We start from the raw sequence: 20,412 nt of genomic DNA on the forward strand, positions 1-20,412 counted from the left end.
GACCGGGACCGCCCGGGCTCGGACGCCGATTCCAAACGGAACAGGAGGCCCCCGTGTCATCGTCACCCCTGAACGCTGCCGCCGGTGGGCCTCCCAAGGACGGCCCGAGTTCCTTGGAGAAGCTCCGGACCGGCCGCGACGTCGATCTCGCCAAGGTCGACCTCACGTTCGAGGGATTCCGCGCCCTCGCGCAGAACCCGCACCTCTCCGCCAACGAGCGGATCGGCTTCCCGGAGACGTATCGAGACGGCTTCGAGGAGGCGATCCTGCGCGACATCGCGGCCAAGCTCCCGGCCCTGCTCGGGACCGGCGCCACCATCGTGGATATCGGGCCCGGATGCGCCGGGCTGCCGCATCGCCTCATTGATCTGTGCCGCGAGCGGGACCACCACCTGGTCCTCGTCGATAGCGCGGAGATGCTCGAGCAACTGCCCGACGTCGCCGGCGTGACCTCGAAGATCGCCGGCGCGTTCCCGGCGAACCGGGACGCCGTCCGGAATGCGGTCGGCCAAGCCGACATCGTCCTCTGCTACAGCGTCTTCCACTACGTGTTCGCGGAGGGCAATCCCTTCACCTTCCTCGACAGCATCGTGGCACTGCTCGCCGATGGCGGCCGAGCCCTGATCGGCGACATCCCGAACATCTCGAAGCGGCGCCGCTTCTTCGCGAGCGAGACCGGCCGGCGCTTTCATAAGGCCTTCACGCAGACCGATTCCGAGCCGGACGTCCGCTACAATGAGCTGAGCCCCGGCAAGATCGACGACGCCGTTCTCACGGCGCTCATCCAGCGGGCGCAGGCCGCCGGTGCGGACGCCTACGTCATGCCTCAGGCGCCGGATCTCCCCATGGCCAACCGGCGCGAAGATCTCCTCATCATGAAGGCGTAATCGATGAAACCGCTGATCATCTTCGGCAACGGCGAAATCGCCAGCATGGCCTATGAGTACTTCACCCACGACAGCGGCCATGAAGTGAAGGCTTTCTCGATCGGCGAGGCGTACATCACGCAGCCGCATCACCACGATCTGCCGGTGATCCCGCTCGCCCAGGTGCAGCAGGCCTACCCGCCCGAGGAGTACGACGCCTTCGTCGCCATCGGCGATTCGAAGCTCAACCGCGTCCGTGCCGATCTCTGCGCGCAGGTCAAGTCCATGGGCTACAGGTTGACGTCGTATGTCAGCACGAAGGCCTTCGTCTGGCACAATGTCACGATCGGCGAGAACTGCTTTATCCTGGAGCACAACGTCGTCCAACCCTTCGTTGAGATTGGAAACAACGTCACACTCTGGAGCGGCAACCACATCGGCCACCGCTCGGTCATCGAGGACAATGTCTTCGTGAGTTCACACGTGGTGATCTCGGGCTTTTGCCGGATCGGGGCCTACAGCTTCCTCGGCGTCAACGCCGCCATCGGGCACGGCGTCACGATCGCGCCCGACAACTACATCAGCATGGCGTCGAGCCTCGCGCAATCCACGGAGCCGGACAAGATCTACCAAGGCAATCCGGCAGAGCCGCGCAAGATCGCCGCAACGCGCTTCTGCCGAGCGCGCTAGCGATGACCGTGACGGTCCGGCGGTTCACCCAGGATCAAACCTCGGCCTGGAACGCGCACAATGGCACGGCTCTGAACGGACATTTCCTGTTCGATCGCGGCTTCATGGATTACCACGCCGACCGCTTCACGGACGCCTCGCTGCTCATCATCCGCGACGATACGCTGGTGGCGACGCTTCCCGCGAATGTCGACGGCGACACCATCCATTCCCATCAGGGCCTGACGTTCGGCGGACTCCTGACCGGCCGCCTATCGACCGACGCCACCCTGACGCTGTTCGAGGATTGCCTCAACCATTACAGGCAGGCCGGCGCCAGGAAGCTGATCTACAAGCCGGTCCCGTCGATCTATCACCGCCGGCCCGCCGAGGCCGACCTCTACTGCTTGTTCCGTGTCGGCGCCCAGCTGGTCCGGAGGGACGTCACCACGACGATCGACTACCGGCTGCCCGGCGAACTCTCGTCCCGCCGCCGCCGGGGTGTCGGCAAGGCGCAGAAGGCCGGCCTCACCGTCCGCACCGACAGCCGCTGGCCAGAGTTCTGGGACATCCTCGCGCAGACGCTCCGGGAGCGCCACGGCGTCGCGCCGGTTCACACCCTGCCGGAGATCGAGATGCTGGCGGGGCGCTTTCCGGACAACATCAAACTGTTCACGGCCGAGCAGGCGGGCGAGACGGTGGGCGGCGTCGTGATCTTTCAGACCGCGGACGTCGCGCATGCGCAGTACATCGCGTCCAACCGGCAGGGCCGGGACGCGGGGGCGCTGGATCTCCTCTTCAGCACGCTGATCAAGACCTACCAGCCGACGAAGCGCTATTTCGACTTCGGCATCTCGACCGAGGAGGGCGGCCGCGTCCTGAATCAGGGCCTTCTCACCCAGAAGGAGGAGTTCGGCGGCAGCGCCGTGATGCACGACACCTACGCAATTGCATTGTAGCGAGGCGAATCGTCCGAGGTCCTGGCCAACCCGAGCCCCGCGGAGGCGGTGATCGCCCCGCCGACGCGTACGGCCTGGCCATCGGGGTCGGGGGCCCTGCACCGCTCCCGAAGCCGTTGTCGATCAGGTCGCGGCAGCGCCTGTCCCGACACGCGGCCGGCCTCACATCCTTCGAAATCCGTCCTCGGCCGCGGCCGGATCCCGGTAGGCCAGACCGAACCCAGTTCGTCCGAAGCCGTTGCCGTTGTAGAAGAGCAGGGTCCGCTCGCCGACTTGGCAGGTCGCACCGAAGCACGTCATCTCGGACGCCCATGCCTGTCCTGCGGTATCGATGACCGGAACGAGGCGGGACGGATCGACCAAGCCCTCGTCCCACGGGCACATCATCAGCCTGTAGCTCTGTTCGGTTCGAACCGAGACCATCAGGACAGGGTCCTGCCCGGGGAGCGTCTCGACGCGCGGACGGCCGAAGCCGATCTCGCCGCGCGCCTCATCCGGCAGCAGCACATCCTCCGCCGGGGCCGCCCAGTTAATCCCGTCCGCGGATCTCGACCGGCGGATGGCGTAACGCGGGAGCATCTTCCCGGAGGGGCTACGAACGAAGCGGTTGCCGCCGATATAGAGGATCTGGAAGCCTTCCCCCACCCGCCGGACAAACGGAGCAGTCCGGAAGTAGCCCTCGTCGGGCGTCGCCGGAAGGACAGGCTCAGTCTTCCACCGCCTGAAGGTTTTGCCGCGATCTTCGCTCACCGCGAGGCCGGCCAAGAGGGTATAGGGAACGTCCTCCGACAGCCTCTGCCAGCCGACGTAATACAGCCGCCAAATATCATCGACGCGTTCGAGATGACAGGGATTGACGCCGTCTGCGTCGAAACACCCCGCGGCTCCGAGATCGAGAACGGGGGCGGGATCGAAATGAATGACCGGGTGCGGATGGTCCAAGCTCAGGTCAACGGAGAAGATACGCCCGCGCAGATCGGCATCGCAGGACGAGAAATATACCCGGACACGGTCCGCCAGCACGATCGGCGTGGGCAGCATGGCGTGCGTCCGGAGCAGACCCGAGCCCGGCGCAGCGAACCGCAGGCCAAGATCGGTCCATGGCGTCTTCATGCTGTCATCCCTGTCGATCAAATCGCGACGACGTGCGCCGGCACAGCCAGATTTCAAACATTGGTCCGCAGCACGGTATCCAGGTAATCGAGATCGATGCGGTAATTGCCGTGCGTCAGCTCGAGCGAGCGGCGCCGCGTCTCGGCCCCGGGGCGATAGGCCCCGTGCTCACCGGGGACGGCCAAGTAGCGACACCCGGCAAACCTCGCGAGGCTGGCGAACGTCGAGAACTGCACGGCGAACGGCGACACGAGTCCCAGGACGAGGGAGCCCGGGGATGCGAAAACCAGATTGGCGAAGGCGGCACCGATCGGCCCGGCGATGCAGCGCGCAGTCCTGAAAGCCTCGATCTGTTCCGCGAAGCTGAGCTGCCCCGGGTTCACGATCTCGAAACCGTGCCGGCGAAACACTGCCTCCACCTCGGCGGCGTTCGTGATGTTACGCCCCGCGGATCGCCCGAGATAGAGCTTCCGGACCGCCGGAGTACTGGGCGCTGGAACGGCCTCGATCACTCGCTCACGCAGCCAGGAGAGGCTCGCGTGATTGACAGCGGCGACCGTCCAGAACTCGACGTCGGGCGTATCCGGAATGAAGGTCATCAAAGACGGAACGTAGAGCGTCTTCACGTCCAGCCGCTGCCCGTGCTGCCGGACCGTGAATGGGCGGCCCGGGAAGAGCAGCTTCAGGGCGTCCATTTCCTGAGGAAACAGATCGTCGCTCAGGATGAGCGGCACATCCTGCGGTATCGACGCATTGTCGACGATGTAACCCTTCGTGGCGTACTCGATCAGGAAGTGAAAATAGTTCGCACCGCATCGCCCGATCAGAAGGATGCCCGCATCGATCGCCCGATCCGCCTCCTGCGGTACACGGGCCAGGACCCGGTCGCCCTTGGGGCCGAAACAGGTGATGACGAACTCGCACTGGCGGCTCGTGTAGCGGAACGCCGGGTCCGCCTCCGGCTCGTAGACCACGAAGGCGGAATGGGAGACGATCTGAGCGAAGCCGAAGAGCGACGCGTCCCGGATCGTCGCGCACCAGAGTTCCGGACTGCGCAGTCGACGGGCGGTCGGCGGCTGCGCGGACAGAGCGACCTCTGGATCCGTGAAGTCGAACACGCCGGCTTCCGCGATGCCGCGGCAGTCGATCCAGGGCACCGCATCCTGCCCGATCCGCACCACCGGGTAGATCGAGCCGAGACCGGTGCCCGCTCCGCCGCTCGGACGTGCGTGCGATGCGGACCGCACGGCGAGGAAGCGCGCGAGCGCGAGGGCGAGCCGAAGCTGCAGGTCGAAACCGCGCCGGGTCGCGAGTTGGTTGATGCGGTAGCGGAAGCAGTCCGTGATGTCCTGACGGCTCTGCCCGAGCATCGCCAGAACGGCGACGAGCACGGGCGACCACGCGTAGATCCGCGCCTCCATGCGCGCGTTGGGCGCGCGCAATGGCGCCGCGGACCAGTGCCGCGCGAAATGGGCGACCGGATCGACGCCTGCCGCCGCCACGTCGGCATTTCGTGTCAGATAATAGTCACTGTCGACGATCCGGCGCGCGATCCGTAAGGCAAGCCACTCCAACATCGCTGAGATATCTATCCTCGACGTCGAACGGCGCATCGTGCAGCTGAGATCGGGTGCTCAGCACAGTCGCTCGCCGCTCCGATCAGGAGGCCTGTGACAAGGCAGAGTGGCGCTCGATGGTCGACGCGTGCGCCGACCTGAACGCGTCATATGCTTCGCGGCTGAAGTGAAAGAAATAATCTTGCTCGCCCTCGTCGACGATTTTCGCGCCCGAACGGAGGTGGAAATTGATCACGCTCTCATTCTCACGACGCACGTCGAAATGACAATGCTCGAAGCCGAGGTGCTCGAACCCCAGTTCGTAGATCGCGAGGGCGGAGTAACCTGCCAGGCCGACGACCGGAGGGGGGGCGATGATCCAGCTGCCCCAGCAGAACGACTTCAATCCGGCGATGATCCGAAAATCGTACATCCGGACCGTGCCGCGATCCTGACCATCGGAAACGATGATGAAATAGTACTGTCTGCCCGCGGCCTCGTCGTTCTTGTATCGCGTAAGCCACGCTGCCTGCTCTTCCACCGTGGTGGGTGGCGCGTTGAGGAAACGGCTGAGACGGTTGTCGGAGCGCAACCGGTAGATCAGAGCCGCGTCGCTCGGCTCAGCCAGCCGCAGATGCGAGCGCCGCCGGCTGTCCAGCGGACGCGTTTCACGGATCCGGTCGATGGGCATGTGCATACGGGGTGGATACGTCTCTGTGGCTGGAACGCGACGAACGCACGGATTTCGGCAAGTCCTGCCACGCGCGAAGGCCCTTGTCACGCGACGCTCCGGGGCCGGTCTGCCGCGGTGCCGACACGTCGTGTGCCCGTCGGTCCGACGCGGAGAGGGTCACGCATCCCGGCATCAAACGACCCGGGCTGAGCCGGACCCGTACAGCGGGCGAAGCCACCTACCTTCCGCGGAAACCAACCGCCTCAGAGTCCGTCCGAGAAGTCAGGCTGAGCGGGCCAGTCGCCTGACGAGGATCATGACGGCTGCCGCGTAGAGGAATGCTCTGGCCGAGGCGATAGTCGCCTCTGGGTCCTTCCAGAGGCGGCGATTGCGGCTGATCCAGGCGAAGAACCGTTCGACCACCCAGCGGCGTGGATGCACGGCAAAGCCGACTTGATCGGACGGCTTGCGCACGATCTCGACCGTGATGATCGTGGCGGTCGCCGGTCTGTTGCCGGCATAGCCTGCATCGGCGAAGGCTTTGGCGATGAACGGGAAGGTCCGACGCGACAGGCGCAGCACCGGCACGGCTCCGTCGCGGTCCTGTACGTCGGCAGGCTGAGGATCGAGGACGAGCGCGCGCCCGTCCATGTCGACCAGCGCTTGGCGCTTGCGCCCCTTGACCCTCTTGCCGGCATCGTAGCCGCGCGGGCCGCCGCTCTCCGTCGTCTTGATGCTTTGGCTGTCGAGGACCGCGGCAGATGGTGAGGCTTCCCGTCCGACTCGCTCGCGATCGGCCATGACCAGGTGGTGGTTGATCCGGCCAAACAGCCCTGTGTCGCGCCAGCGGCTGAAGTAGCCGAACGTGGTCGAGCGCGGCGGTAGATCCTTGGGGATCATCCGCCAGGAGATCCCACCCCTCAGAACGTAGAAGATGGCGTTCAGGACCTCCCGTGTCGTCCAGAGCGGAGGCCGGCCACAGGGCGCTGGCCTCGGCATCAGTGGCTCGATCACCGCCCACTCGGCGTCGGTAAGGTCGGTTTCATAGCGAAGGCCCACGCGGCTATGCTGCCGCCGGGTGGTCGGGGTCCACATGGCGCTTCCAGGTCAGGCTTCAGCACCCTCCTGGAATCATCGCCATCCCGGCCACTCAACCCCGCCTCAGACCCTTACCGGACGGGCTCTCAGGCTGGCACGAGCCACGTCCTCAGCAAGCCGTCGAGGCGCCGCGTGTTGATGGCATAGCTTCCTTGCCGGAGCGAGATCTTGTTCGCACGCAGACGAATAAAGTCACGCATTCTCTTGTCGCTCAAGAGATGGATGCAGTTACAGCCCATCAATTCCGCTAGATTTTGGAACAGCGACGAGGTGACGGCGTAGCGTGATCCGAGACCCAGCACGGATGTCCCGGGCCTGCAGAAGATCGTGTTCGAGAACGCTGCGCCCAGAGGACCGGCGACATGGGTTGCGGACGCGAACAATCTCACCTGCTCGATGAAGGACAGAGTGCTCGGATCCACGATCGCGAAGCCGTGCCGCGCGAAGACAGCCTCGACCTCGTCGGCGTTCACGATGTTTCTGCCGCGCCGCCGGGCCAGAAAGATCCGGGACGGCTGGGACGGTGCGTCGTCTTCGAGGTTCAGGGCCTCGTAGGCACGCCGCTGCAGCCAGTCCAGGCTCGCGAAGCGGAGTCCCTCCTTCTTCCAGTCGGTGACCTCAAGCGCGTCCGGGAGATACGTCATGAGGGACGGGATGTGGAGCCTTCCGACGTCGAGCCGCTCACGGCTGGATACCGCGACGAACTTCCGACCCGGAAAGAATAACTCGAGGGCCTCCATCTGCGATGGGAACAGATTGTCCGAGATGACCAGCGGGATGTCGTCGGGGAGACCCAGGCGATCGATCAGGTAGCCTCGGGAGAGATACTCGATGAGGAAGTGGAAATGGTTGTTGCTGCACCGGCCGCCCAGCAGGATCGCCTCGTCGAGGCGGCTTGTCGCGGCGTCGGGCAGGCGCGCCACGATCTTGTTGTCCTGTGCCGCGTAGCAGGCGATGACGTGCCGGAACTGGCCGGCCGCGAAGGACAGACTCGGATCGGCGGCGGGCTCGTAGCTCACGAAGTGGCCGCTCGCAGCGACCTGCATGGCTCCGAAGACGCTGGCGTTCTGGACGCTCGCGCACCAGAGCGGGGGTAGCGTGACCTCGCGCGCGACGAGCGCGCCGCGCCCTTCCCACACCCGCGGGGAGCTGAATCGATGCGTCTCCGGCGGGTCCATCCTCCGCAGCGTGAGCCAGGGATGCTCGTCGCCGATCCGGGCGATCGAGAGCGTGGTGCCGACGATTCGCTCCAGATTCGCAGCGTCGGGCCCGGACCCCATAGCCCGGGCCGCCAGGAGACGCGCAACCCAGCGGGCGAAGCGGAACTCCAGTCCCAGGTCGCCGCACCAGAGCTCTTGATAATGGGCGACGAAACACTGGACCCAGTCGTCGCGCCGGATCTGCAGGAGCACGGCCGCCAGCGCCAGGAAGGGCGAGAGCCTGATGATGGCCCGCTCCATGGACGGGTTCGCCGCGCGGATGGGGACGGCATAACCGCATTCGGCGAAGTGTCGGACCGGATCGACACCGGCCGCGCGGACGTCAGGATAGCGGTTCAGATAATACTCGGCATCGACCAGTTTCCCTGCGAGAAACAGGCTGACGCGCGCGCGCAAACTGGAGATGAGGACGGCACTCATACCAACCCCTCCGGGCATCGGGCGCTCAAGGGCCGGATCCGGAAACACTCATTGTCCGGACGCCGGCCGATCTCAGGCTGCGTGCACAGCGCCGACGGCGCCGTCGATCACGATGTGACGGAGGATCTGGCAGATCCGCTCCGCGTTGGCGGTCCCGAGCTCGCCGTAGAAGGGCAGGCAGAGGACTTGGCCGCCGACTCTGTTGGCGACCGGCAGATTGTCGATCGCGCTGTCGGGAAAGAGACGGTATGGCTCGTACTGGCTGCACAGCGGATAGAAATAGCGGCGCGCGAAGACATTGTAGTGCTTGAGGCGGTCGTAGACCTCGTCACGGCTCACGCCGGCGACGGCCCGGTCGATCCGAAGGCAGTAATACTGCAGGCTGTCGGTATCGAGGTCGAGCGGCCGCGAGGCGGTGATGCCGGGCACACCGCCGAGGTGATCCCGGTACACATGCGCGAGGTCGAGCCGCTTCGCCTTCTCGGCCGCGACCGCATCGACCAGGCACAGGCCCATGGCGGCCTGGATCTCGTTCATCTTGCTGTTGATGCCGACAGCCTTGACGGTCACCTCGTCGGCGATTCCGAAATTCTTCAGCAGCTCCATCCGCCGCTTCACGTCGCCGTCGTTGGTGACCACGGCCCCACCCTCTGCGGTGTGGAAGAGCTTCGTGGCGTGAAAGCTGAACATGGTCGCGTCGCCGTAGCTCGCGATGGGCCGGCCGTTGACCCGGGTCCCGAAGGCGTGGGCGCCGTCGTACAGCACCTTGAGGCGATGCTTGCGCGCGATCCGCTCGATCGCCTCGACGTCGCACGGATTACCGTAGACGTGAACCGCGAGGATGCCGGTGGTGCGCTCCGTGATCGCGGCCTCGATCCGGGCCGGATCGAGAGTCATCGAATGCTCCTCGATGTCGGCGAAGACCGGCCGGATGCCGTGCCAGGCGAGCACGTGCGGCGTCGCCGCGAACGTGAAGGGGGTGGTGATGACCTCGCCCGAGAGGTCGAGGGCCTTGACCGCCGTCATCAGGGCGTTGGTGCCGTTGTTGAACAGCGCGATGTGGCCGTCGCCCAGATGGGCGTGGAGCCGCTTCTCCAACTCCACGTGCTGCGGTCCGCCATTCGAGAGAACGGCACACTGCCAGATCGCCTCCAGATGCTTCGTGAAGACCGCGAGTTCGGGCAGCATCGGACGGGTCACGTAGATCGGCTGCTCGAACGATCGCGGCTCAGCGCTCATGGAACCTCCTCGCGATGTTCGGACGCGAGACCGACCATCTGGACACATCGAATTCGGGAAGACTGAAATGACGTAGCAATCGGGCGGAGCTGAGGCCGATCAGGCCGGTTTCGGCGCCGGGGCGACGATGTCCGCCCGGGGCCAGATCGTCGCGTTGTCGGGCAGGGCGCGCAGGACATTGCAACCCATGCCGACCGTGACGCCCTGACCGAGGGTGAGGCCCTGAAGGATCTTGGCGAGCGGCCCGACGAGGCTGTCGGCGCCGATCGCGCAGCGGCCGCCGACGAAGGCGCCCGGCGAGATCGTGGTGTTGTCGCCGACGACCGTGTCGTGGCCGACGATGGCCGCCGAGTTCAGCACGCAGAAGCGCCCGAGCCGGGCGTCGGCGTTGACGATCACGCCGTGCGCCACGAAGGCGCCGGCGCCGATTGCGACGTCCGGGCTCACGATCGCGCGGGGCGAGACGAGGGCGGGGCAGGGGAGGCCGTGGCGGTCGAGCCACGCGATCAACTCGGCCCGCGCCCGGATCGCGCGCCGGCTCACGCCGCCGACCGCCAGGACGACGCCGTCATACTCCGCCCGGTCGGCGAGCAGCGCGTCGAGATAGCCGCGGTAGCGGCCGACCTGGACCTCCGGAGCGGTCGAGTAGGTATCCTCGACCGTGTGGCCGAGGGCGCGGGCGATCTCGGCGATCTCCTTGGAGAAGCCGCCGCCGCCGATCAGCGCGAGCCGCTGCGCCGTCCCGGTCACAGCACGGCCCCGCCGTCGACCCGCAGGATCTCGCCGGTGACGTGCCGGGCCTGCGGCGACATCAGGAACGCGATGGCGTCGACCACGGACTCGACCGTCGCGGCGCCCGCGGGGCTGCGCTTCTCCAGCGCCTCCTTGAACTCCGCGCCGTACAGGCGGGCATGGGCCTGGGTCATCTCGGTGTCGAGCCAGCCGGGGGCGACGCCGACCGCGCGCCGGGGGGCGAGTTCCCGGGCCAGCCCCTTGATCAGGGCGTCGAGGCCCGCCTTGGAGGCGGCGTAGGGCACGATCGCCGGCTCGGGCCTCTGCGCCGCGACGGACGAGACCGCGCAGAACACCGCGTCGCGGGTCGAGACGCGGGCGCTGCCGAAGGCGGCGGCGAACAGGGTCGGCGCGACGAGGTTGGTGCGATAGAGGCGCTCGACCTCCTCCACGCCGAGGCTGCGCATCGGCTTTATGACCTGGACGCCCGCGCAGTACACGAGCCCGGTCAGAAGCCCCCGCTCGGCCACCGCCGCCTGCAGCACGCCGCCGATCGCCGAGAGGTCGGTGACGTCGGCCGCGACGGCGGCGCAGCCGAGCGCCTCCAGCTCCGCGAGCCGGTCCACCCGCCGGGCCAGGGCGGTGATCCGCGCCCCACCCGCGAGCAGGCGCTCGGCGACGGCGCGGCCGATGCCGCTGCTGGCCCCGACGACGAGGACGTGCCCACCCGACTCTGCGATCGGCTCCGGCATCGGCTCAGGCCTGCAGCTTCGCGCCGGCCAGCGCGATCAGGTCGTCGGTGGTCGCCGCCCCGGCGATCCGCTGCGGATCCACCTCGAGGCCCAGCGTGTCGTAGAGCGCCATGATGTTGAGGATGCCGAGCGAGTCGAAGGTCTCGATCTCCCCGAGGCTCTGCCCGCGGGCGAGCGGCCCCGGCTGGTCGAGGATCGTGCCGAGTTCGTCCAGGAATGCGCCCTCGGTCATCGGGTGGTCTCCTCGTAGGTCAGGACCGGGGGCGCGAAGATCCGGTCGGTGGTGATCGTGCAGGCTCCCCAGCTCAGGCCGACCCCGAAGCCGGCGAGCAGCGAGCGCACCTGCCGGCCCGCATAGGCTTCCGCGAGGAAGCCCGAGATCGTGCCGGGGATTGAGGCCGAATTCTGGTTGCCGTAGACCGACTGAGTGCCGGTCGGGAGCTTGCTGTCGTCGAGCCCCAGGCGGCGCTGGAGGTTCTTGAGGATGTACTTGTTCGGCTGGTGCAGGACCAGGAAATCGACGTCCGCGGCGCGCGTGTCCGAGAAGGCCAGGATGTCCTCGATCAGCGGCGGGACGCGCTTGAGTGTGAAGTTGAAGACCTGCGCCCCGTCCATGTGCATGGTGCCGGGCTTGCCCGCATCCTCGGCGTCGGCCCGGAGGCCGCTGTGCGGGATGAACAGGGCCTTCTCGCCCGAGCCGTCGCTGTGGAGCTGGAAGAAGCTCTCGCTCGCGCGCCGCTCGATCAGCACCGCGGCGCCGGCGTCGCCCATGATCGGCGTGATCGACCGGTCCCCGGCCGCGACCATGCGGCTCGCGACGTCGCCGACGCAGAGGAGAACGCGCTCGAGGCCGGATTCGACCAGGCTGTAGGCGACCGACAAGCCGTAGACGAAGCCGCTGCAGCCGAGGCGGATGTCGAAGCAGAGCGTGTCGGTCCGCATGCCGAGGCGGTGCTGCATCCCGATCGCGGTCGACGGGGAGCTGTAATCCGGCGTCTGGGTGACGAGGATCAGCCCGTCGACGGCGTCGGGCTGCAGGTCGAGGCCGCGCAGGAGGTGGCGCGCCGAGTGCAGGCAGAGATCCGCCGTCGTGGTGGCGGGATCGGCGACGACGTGCCGGGTCGCGAAGCCCATGGCCCGCTTGAGGCGCTCCGCCTCCTCGGGGGCGAGCCCGAGGCCGGCCGCCTCGTCGTCGAAGGCCTGGACGCGCGCGCCGACCGTGGTGACGAGCCCCGCGAGGGTCGCGCGCGAGAACCGCAGGTCAGCCATGCTCGACCGTCTCGGCGACGTAGTCGATCCAGCCCTGGAAGCGGCGGAGCGGCGACTTCGTGCTGTCGAGGATGCTCTCGTTGGCGAGCGGCACGTAGCGGCCGACCGTCCGCTCGATCTCGGATTCCGTCTCGAGGAGGAGCTCGACCACCGCGAAGGAATCGAGCCGCTCGTAGACGTCGTCCTCGAGCCCGGGATTCTCCAGGTCCGGGCGCCCCCAGGTCTCGACGAGCCGCGCGAAGGTCGCGCGGGCAGCCGCCTCGACGGCGCCGCGGTCACTCCGCGACGATGTGGATGTAGGGGGTGTCATCCGGTCCTCGTGTCAGTCGGTACGTCTTGCCCTCGGGGCCAGCGCTCAAGGGTTCGAAGCCGTTGTCGTCGAGGAAGCTCTCGACCATCCGGTTCTTCGCGCTCGGGCGATACCGGGCCCTCAGGTCCCGATCGCCCTCCTGCTGGCAGACGTGGCGCAGAATTTGGGCCTCGATGCGGCGTCCGAGCGCCCGGCAGCTCATCAGGAACGTCTCGAGTTCGCCGCCCCGGACGATGGCGACCCCGACGATGCCCATGTCGCCGAACCGGTCGACCACCCGGGCCGCGTAGACGCCGCCCTCCCGCATGGCGGTGGCGACCTCGTCCTCGGTGTAGCGCCGCGTCGTCAGGTTGAACTGGTTGGTCTTGTTGATCAGCTGCGTGACCCGCCGCAGGGAGCCCGGGTTGTTGCGGGCGACGTGCACCCGGATCTCGAGGGAGGCGAGGTACTCGTTCATCGAGGCAGCGGAGCGCTGCAGCTCCTGGCGCTGGGCCTCGCCGCGGTACTGCTCGGTCTTGGCCAGGTCCTCGGCGGTGACGTTCCGGGCGCGCAGCGACGCGATGCCGTCGAGGAGGGTGAGCGCCTGCTCGGGGCGCGTCCGGTCGAACAGGTGGCACTCGACCCCGGGGAGCCGGGCGCGGACCTCCTCGATCTCGAAGGGGTTGTCGTCGAGGAAGATGAAGCTGTCGAGGCCGAGGTTCAGGGCCGCGGCGAGGTCGCGGATGTTCTCGCTCTTCTCCGTCCAGTTGCTGCGGTAGGCCACGAAATCGTCGAGGCGGAGCGGCATCGCGCGCTGGGCGAAGACCGCGCGGAAATCCTCCTCGTTGTTCTTGGTCACCGCGCAGAGCAGGATCCCGAGGCCCTTCAGGCGCAGGAGCTGGCGCTGGAGCTGGGTGTGGACGATCCCCGGATAGTCGCTGTCGACCTCCAGGTTCTCCACGCCGTCCTCGCCGACGACGCCGCCCCAGAGGGTGTTGTCGGCGTCGACCACGACCACCTTGCGCCGCGCCCGCAGCCGCGCCGCGACGGCGTCGGCGTAGCGCTCGCTGAGCGCGTCCACGGCGGCCGGGGCGTAGGGCATCTGGTACATGTACCGGTTGCGCTCGCGGAAGGCGTTGGCGAAGCCGAGCAGCGCCAGGGCGCCGGCGGCGTCGACGACGCTGACCCGCTCCTGCGCTCGGGCGAGGTCGAACAGCACCGCGTTCACCCGCGCCAGCGCCTGAAGCTGGTCGTGGAGGTCGCTCTCGACGGACGAGACCGGCACGAACGGCACGGTGTTGAGGATGATCGTCCCCGGCGCGCGGGCGAGACGCGCCGAGACCAAGTCGGCGAGGCCGCGCGCGCGGTCCACGGCCGCCTCGTCCGGGGCGACGTCGAAGAACCAGCGGTGGTCGAGATGCACGATCAGGACGTCGGCGGCGGCGGGTCCCGCCAGCACTTGCTCGATCTGCCCGATGGGGAGATGCTCGCACGAGACCGTGGCGAGATCCGCGAGGCGGCCCGCCACCTTCCCGAACGGGTTGGTGACGACGTTTCCGACGAAACCGATCGACAGGGCGCGAGCCGTGGTCATCCTCGATACCGGTCCCTGCGACACCCTGCGGACGCCTGCCCTCCGGCGATCGACCGGCCCCTTTCCGTGCGTGCGAGCGCCGCCCTCTTGCGAGATCGCGTGCCATAAAGCAAGGGGCCGGGCATCCGGCGGCCGGCCCGGCCGAGGCGGGGACCGGGCAGGGACCGGCCGAGGAGGAGCTGCGCGATGAACGGATCCGGTTCGGACGAGGCCGCCGCGACGACGCGGACCTGGACCGAGGCCCATCAGGTCGCCTTCGCGCGGGCGACCGGCGACGTGAACCCGATGCACATGGACGCGCGGATGGCCCGGCGGACGCTCGCCGGCGAGCGCGCCGTCCACGGCGTCCACGCCGCCCTCTGGGCCCTCGATGCCTGCGCGGACGCCCATCCCCTCGACCGGCTCGCGACGCTGCAGATGCGGTTCGAGCGGTTCGTGCTGGTCGGGGACCGCACCGTCCTGACGGTCCACGAGGCGGACGCGCGGCAGCTGCGCCTGTCCGTGGCGGTGGCCGGCGTCCGCACCCTGACGATCCAGGCAACCTTCGCGGCGGAGCGGGCGCCGCCCCGACCGGTCGAGGTCGCGCCCGTCGCCATCCCCGCGGAGCCGGTCGCCCGCGATCCGTCGGCGCTGACGGGCCTCGCCGGGGCCTTCGCGCTGCCGGACCCGGCCGCGATCGCCGCGCTGGCGCCGCGCCTCGCCCGCGCCCTCGGTCCCGGCCGGGTCGCGGCCCTGGGCGGCCTCTCGACCCTCGTCGGCATGTTCGTGCCCGGCCTCCACTCGATCCTCTCGAAGATCGACGTGACCGTCACCGAGGCGGACACCGGTTCGAGCCTCGGCTACGCGGTGAAGCGGTTCCAGCCGATGCTGCAATCCGTGACGCTGGACGCGGTCGGCCCCGGCCTCGTCGCCCGGGTCGAGGGCTTCGTCCGCCCGCGACCGGTGGAGCAGGAGAGCCTGCGGGACCTCGCGGCGCTGGTGGAGCCCGGCGCCTTCGCGGCGGTGTCCGCGCTGATCGTCGGCGGGTCGCGGGGACTCGGCGCCGCGACCGCCAAGCTGATCGCCGCCGGGGGCGGGGCGGTCTGCATCACCTACGCGTCCGGCGCCGCCGAGGCTGAGACGATCGCCCGGGAGATCCGCGACGCCGGCGGGCGCTGCCAGGTCCTCCGCTACGACGCCGCCGAGCCGGCCGCCCCGCAGCTGGCGGCGCTGGCGATGCGCCCGTCGCAGCTCTACCATTTCGCGACGCCCCGCATCTTCCGCCAGAAGCGCGCGCCGTTCGAGCCCGCCTGCCTGGACGAGATGATGCGCGTCTACAACACCGCCTTCTACGAGCTGAGCCAGTTCTGCCTGGAGCGCGGCGACGCCGTGGCGGCCTTCTACCCGTCGACCAGCGCCATCGACGAGGCGCCCCGCGACACCCTGGAATACGTCATGGCCAAGATCGCCGGCGAGACGCTGGCCGCGATCCTGGCGCGGACGCTCCCGAACCTGCGGACGGTGATCGAGCGGCTGCCCCGGGTGAAGACGGACCAGACGGCCACGATCTTCCCCGTGCCGGCCGCCGCGCCGAGCGCGCTGATGCTGCCGATCATCCGGCGGATGTCGGCGGCCGCCTGACCCGGAGGCGTGGCGGGCACCGACCGCGCCGGACGGCCCTGACCGGGCCGGAGCGCCGCGGTCTCACGCGCGGCGCAGTGGCCGAGGGCCGCGCGCCTCCAGCGCCGGGATCACTCGCGGGATCACTCGGCGGCAGCGTCGTGCCGGACCTCTTCGTCCGCGTCCGGATCGGCGTCGGCCTCGGCGTCACCGTCCTCGGCCCCGTCGGGCGCGGCCGCGGTGAAGAAATCGCCGTTCCGGATCGCCTCGCCGCCGGTCACCAGCATGCTCAGGTAGGTGTTGAGGGTGTTGGGCGCGACGTCGGGCAGCCGCTCGGCGATCTGGGCATGCGACAGGCCCTGCGGGCCGGCCGAGCCGAGCAGCGCCTTCAGCCGCCCCTTGGCCGAGTTGGCCCGGGGACCGCGGGCGCCCCGCCGTCCGCCGGAGGCGGGCGCGGCGCGGTCGGCCGCGGCGGCCCGCGGTCCCTCGGGCGCGTGGAGACCGGAGGCGTCGAGCGGGATCCCCTCGACGATCGAGGTCAGCGCAGCCTCCGCCGCCCGGAGCTTGGTCAGCTCGGCGGCGATCCGGTCGTAGTCGCTCTGCAGCGCGGCCCTGCGCGCCCGAACGTCCACCAGGGCCTTCGTCAGGGTGTTGTCCTCAGCCACCGGACGGCCTCATCCCATGATTTCGCTGGCTGACGGCATACGTCACAGGCGCCTTCCGGCGTCAACAGCCGCGCGGAGCCGCGCCGAGCCGTGCAGAGCCGCCGCCGGCCCGGCCACGGGCGCCCGATCCGCCGCGCGAGTTGTGAGGACGGCGCCCGATGGCTTAGAGACGTTTCTGAAACGCCGCTGCCGGCTCGGGGGCGTCGGCACGACCGCCGAATGTCGACGGATCCCGATCTCGGCACGCCGATACCGCAATCGTCATGTCAGAAGGCGAGCTTTCTTCCGCGGGTTCGATGTGCGGCCGTCCGCTCCGGGACGCCGGCCGCGTCGCACCCAGGGGCGTTCATAGATCCCGCAGAGCGAATTATGTCTTTGAATATCTTCGACAAAGGGGAGAATAATGTCATCGACATTGATTCGCGGGATCAGCACAGCCAAGCGGGAAAAATCTACGTCAACGGTGACAACAACTACATCCGCATAGGCAGGGGCTGCGTGTCCGACAAGGACATGCACATCGTCATCGAGTCGAACTGCCGGTTCGATGTCGGCGAGGACGTCCGGCTGTCGATGGCCAACATCTATATCGGCCCCGGCTCGGTGCTGCGCATCGGCGACCGGACCGGCTTCACCGGGCTCGTCCACCTCAATCCCGTCGAGGGGAAGGCGATCGAGATCGGCACGGACTGCTCGATCGCGTCGGGCGTCTGGATGACGACGAGCGACTTCCACTCCATCGTCACCCGGGACACCGGCGCGCGGCTGAACCCGGCCAAGCCCGTGCGGGTCGGCAACCACGTCTGGATCGCCAATCAGGCCACGCTGCTCAAGGGGTCGGCCATCGGCGACAACGCGATCGTCGGCGCGCACGCGGTCGTCACCGGGACGGTGCCGGCCCACTGCGTGGCCGCCGGCAACCCCGCGCGGATCGTACGGGAGAACGTCACGTGGCGGTCCGACCTGATCTGACCGCGCCGGACGGGCGCGCGGGACGTGGGGCAGGGGGCGCCGTTGTTTACCCCGCGCGCGCGTTCCGTTAGGGCGATGGGCCGTCGGTGCGACCCCTTGCCCGGCGCACCGCCACGCCTCCGATCCAGCCCGCGCGAACACATGCTCACCCGAGCTTCAGGTCTCGACCCCAGCGCCGCGTCCGGCACGGTCTCCGACCGCGATCGGCGGCCGTCGCGCCGCAGAGCGGGCGCCCCGCGTTGAGGCAGATCCGCGGCCTGTACCATCGCTGGGCGCGCTCCGGGCCCGCCCGCGCGAGCGGCAACCCGCTGATCCGGCTGGCGGCCCGCCGCGGCCTGCCGGCGGCGAACGATGTCGTCGCTGCCGACGCGCAGATCGCCGTCCTGGCCCCACACTTCGACACGGCGTTCTACGCGAGCTGGTACGGGGTCACGGCCGACCCGGTGCGCGACTACCTCGTCCACGGCTGGCGCGCCGGCCGCGACCCGCGCCCCGACTTCGACTCCGCCGCCTACCTCGCCCGCCACCCCCACCTCGCCCGCGCCGGCATCAACCCGCTCCTGCACGCCCTCGCCCGCAGACGCGGCAGGGCGGGCGGGGAGGGGGAGGCGGCCGCCCTGCCGAGGCCCGACACGGCCGAGGCCCAGCGCCTCGCCCGCCGCCTCGTCGACGGTGCCTACTATCTCGCCGGCAATCCCGACCTCGCCGCCGCTGGCGTCGACCCGGTCGACCACTACATGGCCTCGGGCTGGCGCGAGGGCCGCGAGCCGGCGCCGCACTTCGACACCCTGGCCTACTGCCTCAGCCGCGGGATCACCTTCGCCACCCAGAACCCGCTGGTGCACTACGTCCTCCACGGCGGCCCCGCCCGGCCCGACCCGGAGGCCGCGCTCGCCCTGCGGATCGAGACGCTCGCCCCCTACTTCGACGCCGCCCATTACCGGCAGCGCCTGCCCGAGCCGCAGGCCGAGGCCCTGGCCGGGGCCTCGGACGCGGCGCTGCTGCGCCACTACGTGGCGGAGGGCTGGCGGGCGCGGATCGGTCCGCGGCCGGACTTCGACCCGGCCGGTTACGTGCAGGCGCGGTCCGGCAGCCGGGCGGTCGCGGACGACCCGTTCTTCCGCTACGTCGGCGAGACCCGGCTGACGGGGGCCGAGCCGTTCGCGGAGCCGCACCGGCTGAACCTGCCGGCGGTGGACGCGGACTGGTACCGGGCGACCTACCCGGACGTGGGCGGGCGCGAGCCGTTCCTGCACTTCGCCGAGGCGGGCTGGCGGGAGCTGCGCGATCCCGGCCCGGGGCGCTCGACGCTGGCGGCGCTGCTGCGGGTCTGCGGGCTGCGGCCGGCGCGGGCGCCGGTCGAGGACACGGGCTGGCTGGGGGCGATCGGGCAGGAGACCCTCGGCCGGGACGCGCTCCTGGACCTGCAGGCGCGTCTGGTGGCGGGGCATTTCGACCACGGCTTCTACCGGGCGCGCTACGAGCTGTCCGAGGCGGAGGACGCGGTGCGCGACTACTGCGACACCGGCTGGAAGAAGGGCCGCAACCCCAGGCCCGACTTCAACGGCTGGGCCTACCGCGCGCACCATCCCTCCGCCGAGGCGACGGGCCTCGCGCCCTTCGTCCACTACCTCGCCCGGGCCCTGCTGCGGGGCGACGACCTCGCGGGCGACGCCGTCGATCCGCGCTACGGCGCGCCGCCCGCCGAGGAGGACGCGGATCTGTTCGAGCAGGCCCGCCTGATCGAGCCGTTCTTCGACGCGGCCTGGTACCTCAAGCGCTACCCGGACACCCGCGGCTTCGAGAACGGCCCGGCGATCCACTTCCTGTCCCACGGCCAGGAGGAGGACCGCGACCCGAGCAAGACCTTCTCGACGCGCTTCTACCGCCGTGCCTACGGGCACCTGCTGGGTCCCGGGGAGTCGCCGTTCCTGCACTACGTGCGCACCGGCCGGGCCGCCGGGCTGATGGGCTGCCCCGAGGATCTCGGCACCTACCCGCCCATGGAGGCCCCGGCGGCCGACGACTGGGACCGCCTGCCCCGGGCCCTGCCCATCGCGCAGGCCCGCGTCGTCGTCATCGTCCCCGTCTACAAGGGCCGCGGCGAGACCCTGCGCGCCCTCCACGCCTGCCTGTCGGCGCCCCAGGCCACCCCCTTCACCCTGCTCGCCGTCAACGACCGCTCCCCCGACCCGCAGCTCACCGCAGACCTCGCCGACCTCGCCGGCCGCGGCCTGTTCCACCTCGTCGAGAACGAGCGCAACCTCGGCTTCGTCCGCTCGGTCAACCGCGCCCTCGGCCTGCGCCAGGGCCGCGCCGTCGTCCTGCTCAACTCCGACGCCGAAGTCTTCGGCGACTGGCTCGACCGCCTCGTCGCCCACGCCGAACCGCAGGCAGACCCTCAGGCCGGGTCCGGCACGGAAGCAGAGGCCGGGGCAGGGATGGGCGCGGGGCTGCCCGTGGGCAGCGTCACGCCGCTGTCCAACAACGCCACGATCTGCTCCTACCCGCGCTTCAACGCCAACAACACCATGCCGCTGGAGATCGCCCGGCCCGACCTCGACCGCGTGGCCGCGCAGGTCAACCGCGGCCGCGCCGTGCCCGTGCCCACCGGCGTCGGCTTCTGCATGTACATGACCGCCGCCGCCCTCGACGCCGTCGGCGACCTCGACGCCGAGGCCTTCGGCAAGGGCTACGGCGAGGAGAACGACTGGTGCCTGCGCGCCA

Annotated in this window: 19 protein-coding genes; 6 read left to right on the top strand and 13 right to left on the bottom strand. The window is 69.3% G+C overall.

What is annotated here, in order from left to right:
* Positions 1-53 precede the first annotated feature (53 nt).
* The 3 genes from BM314_RS27845 to BM314_RS27855 are packed head-to-tail and all read left to right on the top strand — an operon-like array spanning position 54 to position 2,494.
* On the top strand, positions 54-887 hold the full coding sequence (locus BM314_RS27845; RefSeq protein WP_244540064.1) for a class I SAM-dependent methyltransferase: 834 nt from the start codon (positions 54-56) through the stop codon (positions 885-887).
* Positions 888-890: 3 nt separating this feature from the next.
* On the top strand, positions 891-1,556 hold the full coding sequence (locus BM314_RS27850) for an acetyltransferase (RefSeq protein WP_091981744.1): 666 nt from the start codon (positions 891-893) through the stop codon (positions 1,554-1,556).
* 2 nt (positions 1,557-1,558) lie between these two features.
* Positions 1,559-2,494 (top strand): GNAT family N-acetyltransferase, encoded by a 936-nt coding sequence (locus tag BM314_RS27855; protein ID WP_091981745.1) that lies wholly within the window; start codon positions 1,559-1,561, stop codon positions 2,492-2,494.
* Between the two features lie 162 nt (positions 2,495-2,656).
* Here BM314_RS27855 and BM314_RS27860 read toward each other — a convergent pair whose 3' ends face one another.
* From BM314_RS27860 to BM314_RS27915, 12 genes are all read right to left on the bottom strand, one after another.
* Positions 2,657-3,607 carry a glycoside hydrolase family protein gene (locus tag BM314_RS27860; protein WP_091981748.1) on the bottom strand — a complete coding sequence of 317 codons (951 nt, stop codon included), beginning with the start codon at positions 3,605-3,607 and terminating at the stop codon, positions 2,657-2,659.
* Between the two features lie 53 nt (positions 3,608-3,660).
* Entirely contained in the window at positions 3,661-5,184 is a 1,524-nt protein-coding gene (locus tag BM314_RS27865; protein ID WP_170868196.1) for a glycosyltransferase family 61 protein, read from the bottom strand.
* A gap of 82 nt (positions 5,185-5,266) precedes the next feature.
* The gene (locus BM314_RS27870; RefSeq protein WP_091981752.1) at positions 5,267-5,860 is read right to left on the bottom strand and encodes a GNAT family N-acetyltransferase; all 594 of its coding nucleotides are present in this window, start codon (positions 5,858-5,860) and stop codon (positions 5,267-5,269) included.
* A gap of 258 nt (positions 5,861-6,118) precedes the next feature.
* Positions 6,119-6,931 (bottom strand): IS5 family transposase, encoded by an 813-nt coding sequence (locus tag BM314_RS27875; RefSeq protein ID WP_091981754.1) that lies wholly within the window; start codon positions 6,929-6,931, stop codon positions 6,119-6,121.
* 89 nt (positions 6,932-7,020) lie between these two features.
* A complete protein-coding gene (locus BM314_RS27880; RefSeq protein ID WP_170868197.1) occupies positions 7,021-8,574 on the bottom strand; it encodes a glycosyltransferase family 61 protein in 1,554 nt (517 codons plus the stop codon).
* A gap of 72 nt (positions 8,575-8,646) precedes the next feature.
* Positions 8,647-9,813: a DegT/DnrJ/EryC1/StrS family aminotransferase gene (locus BM314_RS27885; protein ID WP_091981760.1), complete on the bottom strand. Its 1,167-nt coding sequence runs from the start codon at positions 9,811-9,813 to the stop codon at positions 8,647-8,649.
* Between the two features lie 99 nt (positions 9,814-9,912).
* Complete coding sequence (locus tag BM314_RS27890; RefSeq protein WP_056529723.1) at positions 9,913-10,563, bottom strand: LbetaH domain-containing protein; 651 nt, start codon at positions 10,561-10,563, stop codon at positions 9,913-9,915.
* Positions 10,560-11,297, bottom strand: coding sequence for an SDR family NAD(P)-dependent oxidoreductase (locus BM314_RS27895; protein WP_244540065.1), 738 nt, complete (start codon positions 11,295-11,297; stop codon positions 10,560-10,562). Before BM314_RS27895 ends, BM314_RS27890 begins: the two co-directional genes overlap by 4 nt.
* 4 nt (positions 11,298-11,301) lie before the next feature.
* On the bottom strand, positions 11,302-11,529 hold the full coding sequence (locus BM314_RS27900; protein WP_010685059.1) for a hypothetical protein: 228 nt from the start codon (positions 11,527-11,529) through the stop codon (positions 11,302-11,304).
* The gene (locus tag BM314_RS27905) at positions 11,526-12,566 is read right to left on the bottom strand and encodes a ketoacyl-ACP synthase III (RefSeq protein ID WP_091981762.1); all 1,041 of its coding nucleotides are present in this window, start codon (positions 12,564-12,566) and stop codon (positions 11,526-11,528) included. Before BM314_RS27905 ends, BM314_RS27900 begins: the two co-directional genes overlap by 4 nt.
* Positions 12,559-12,876, bottom strand: a complete 318-nt coding sequence (locus BM314_RS27910) for a hypothetical protein (RefSeq protein WP_091981764.1) — start codon at positions 12,874-12,876, stop codon at positions 12,559-12,561. Before BM314_RS27910 ends, BM314_RS27905 begins: the two co-directional genes overlap by 8 nt.
* Positions 12,842-14,449 (bottom strand): HAD-IIIC family phosphatase, encoded by a 1,608-nt coding sequence (locus BM314_RS27915; RefSeq protein WP_091981767.1) that lies wholly within the window; start codon positions 14,447-14,449, stop codon positions 12,842-12,844. The genes BM314_RS27910 and BM314_RS27915 overlap by 35 nt, the downstream gene beginning before the upstream one ends.
* Positions 14,450-14,635: 186 nt before the next feature.
* Here BM314_RS27915 and BM314_RS27920 point away from each other — a divergent pair, with 186 nt between their 5' ends.
* Entirely contained in the window at positions 14,636-16,069 is a 1,434-nt protein-coding gene (locus BM314_RS27920; RefSeq protein WP_091981768.1) for an SDR family NAD(P)-dependent oxidoreductase, read from the top strand.
* Positions 16,070-16,191: 122 nt separating this feature from the next.
* On the opposite strand, the gene BM314_RS27925 is transcribed toward BM314_RS27920, so the two are convergent.
* Positions 16,192-16,713: a hypothetical protein gene (locus BM314_RS27925; RefSeq protein ID WP_091981771.1), complete on the bottom strand. Its 522-nt coding sequence runs from the start codon at positions 16,711-16,713 to the stop codon at positions 16,192-16,194.
* Positions 16,714-17,226: 513 nt separating this feature from the next.
* Between BM314_RS27925 and BM314_RS27930 the strand changes: the two genes are divergently transcribed.
* Positions 17,227-17,685: an acyltransferase gene (locus tag BM314_RS27930; protein ID WP_244540066.1), complete on the top strand. Its 459-nt coding sequence runs from the start codon at positions 17,227-17,229 to the stop codon at positions 17,683-17,685.
* Between the two features lie 239 nt (positions 17,686-17,924).
* Positions 17,925-20,412: glycosyltransferase (locus tag BM314_RS27935; RefSeq protein ID WP_139237893.1), on the top strand; the 2,488-nt coding region annotated here is incomplete at its 3' end.

Origin of the sequence: Methylobacterium sp. 13MFTsu3.1M2 (assembly GCF_900112625.1) — a bacterium.
Lineage (GTDB): Bacteria > Pseudomonadota > Alphaproteobacteria > Rhizobiales > Beijerinckiaceae > Methylobacterium.

What these genes read in the sequence shown, in the direction of transcription:
- BM314_RS27915 (WP_091981767.1), bottom strand. Translation starts at nt 14,449, where the DNA reads ATGACCACGGCTCGCGCCCTGTCGATCGGTTTCGTCGGAAACGTCGTC.
- BM314_RS27905 (WP_091981762.1), bottom strand. Translation starts at nt 12,566, where the DNA reads ATGGCTGACCTGCGGTTCTCGCGCGCGACCCTCGCGGGGCTCGTCACC.
- BM314_RS27930 (WP_244540066.1), top strand. Translation starts at nt 17,227, where the DNA reads ATGCACATCGTCATCGAGTCGAACTGCCGGTTCGATGTCGGCGAGGAC.
- BM314_RS27865 (WP_170868196.1), bottom strand. Translation starts at nt 5,184, where the DNA reads ATGTTGGAGTGGCTTGCCTTACGGATCGCGCGCCGGATCGTCGACAGT.
- BM314_RS27875 (WP_091981754.1), bottom strand. Translation starts at nt 6,931, where the DNA reads ATGTGGACCCCGACCACCCGGCGGCAGCATAGCCGCGTGGGCCTTCGC.
- BM314_RS27850 (WP_091981744.1), top strand. Translation starts at nt 891, where the DNA reads ATGAAACCGCTGATCATCTTCGGCAACGGCGAAATCGCCAGCATGGCC.
- BM314_RS27880 (WP_170868197.1), bottom strand. Translation starts at nt 8,574, where the DNA reads ATGAGTGCCGTCCTCATCTCCAGTTTGCGCGCGCGCGTCAGCCTGTTT.
- BM314_RS27855 (WP_091981745.1), top strand. Translation starts at nt 1,559, where the DNA reads ATGACCGTGACGGTCCGGCGGTTCACCCAGGATCAAACCTCGGCCTGG.
- BM314_RS27870 (WP_091981752.1), bottom strand. Translation starts at nt 5,860, where the DNA reads ATGCACATGCCCATCGACCGGATCCGTGAAACGCGTCCGCTGGACAGC.
- BM314_RS27860 (WP_091981748.1), bottom strand. Translation starts at nt 3,607, where the DNA reads ATGAAGACGCCATGGACCGATCTTGGCCTGCGGTTCGCTGCGCCGGGC.
- BM314_RS27920 (WP_091981768.1), top strand. Translation starts at nt 14,636, where the DNA reads ATGAACGGATCCGGTTCGGACGAGGCCGCCGCGACGACGCGGACCTGG.
- BM314_RS27885 (WP_091981760.1), bottom strand. Translation starts at nt 9,813, where the DNA reads ATGAGCGCTGAGCCGCGATCGTTCGAGCAGCCGATCTACGTGACCCGT.
- BM314_RS27900 (WP_010685059.1), bottom strand. Translation starts at nt 11,529, where the DNA reads ATGACCGAGGGCGCATTCCTGGACGAACTCGGCACGATCCTCGACCAG.
- BM314_RS27895 (WP_244540065.1), bottom strand. Translation starts at nt 11,297, where the DNA reads ATGCCGGAGCCGATCGCAGAGTCGGGTGGGCACGTCCTCGTCGTCGGG.
- BM314_RS27910 (WP_091981764.1), bottom strand. Translation starts at nt 12,876, where the DNA reads ATGACACCCCCTACATCCACATCGTCGCGGAGTGACCGCGGCGCCGTC.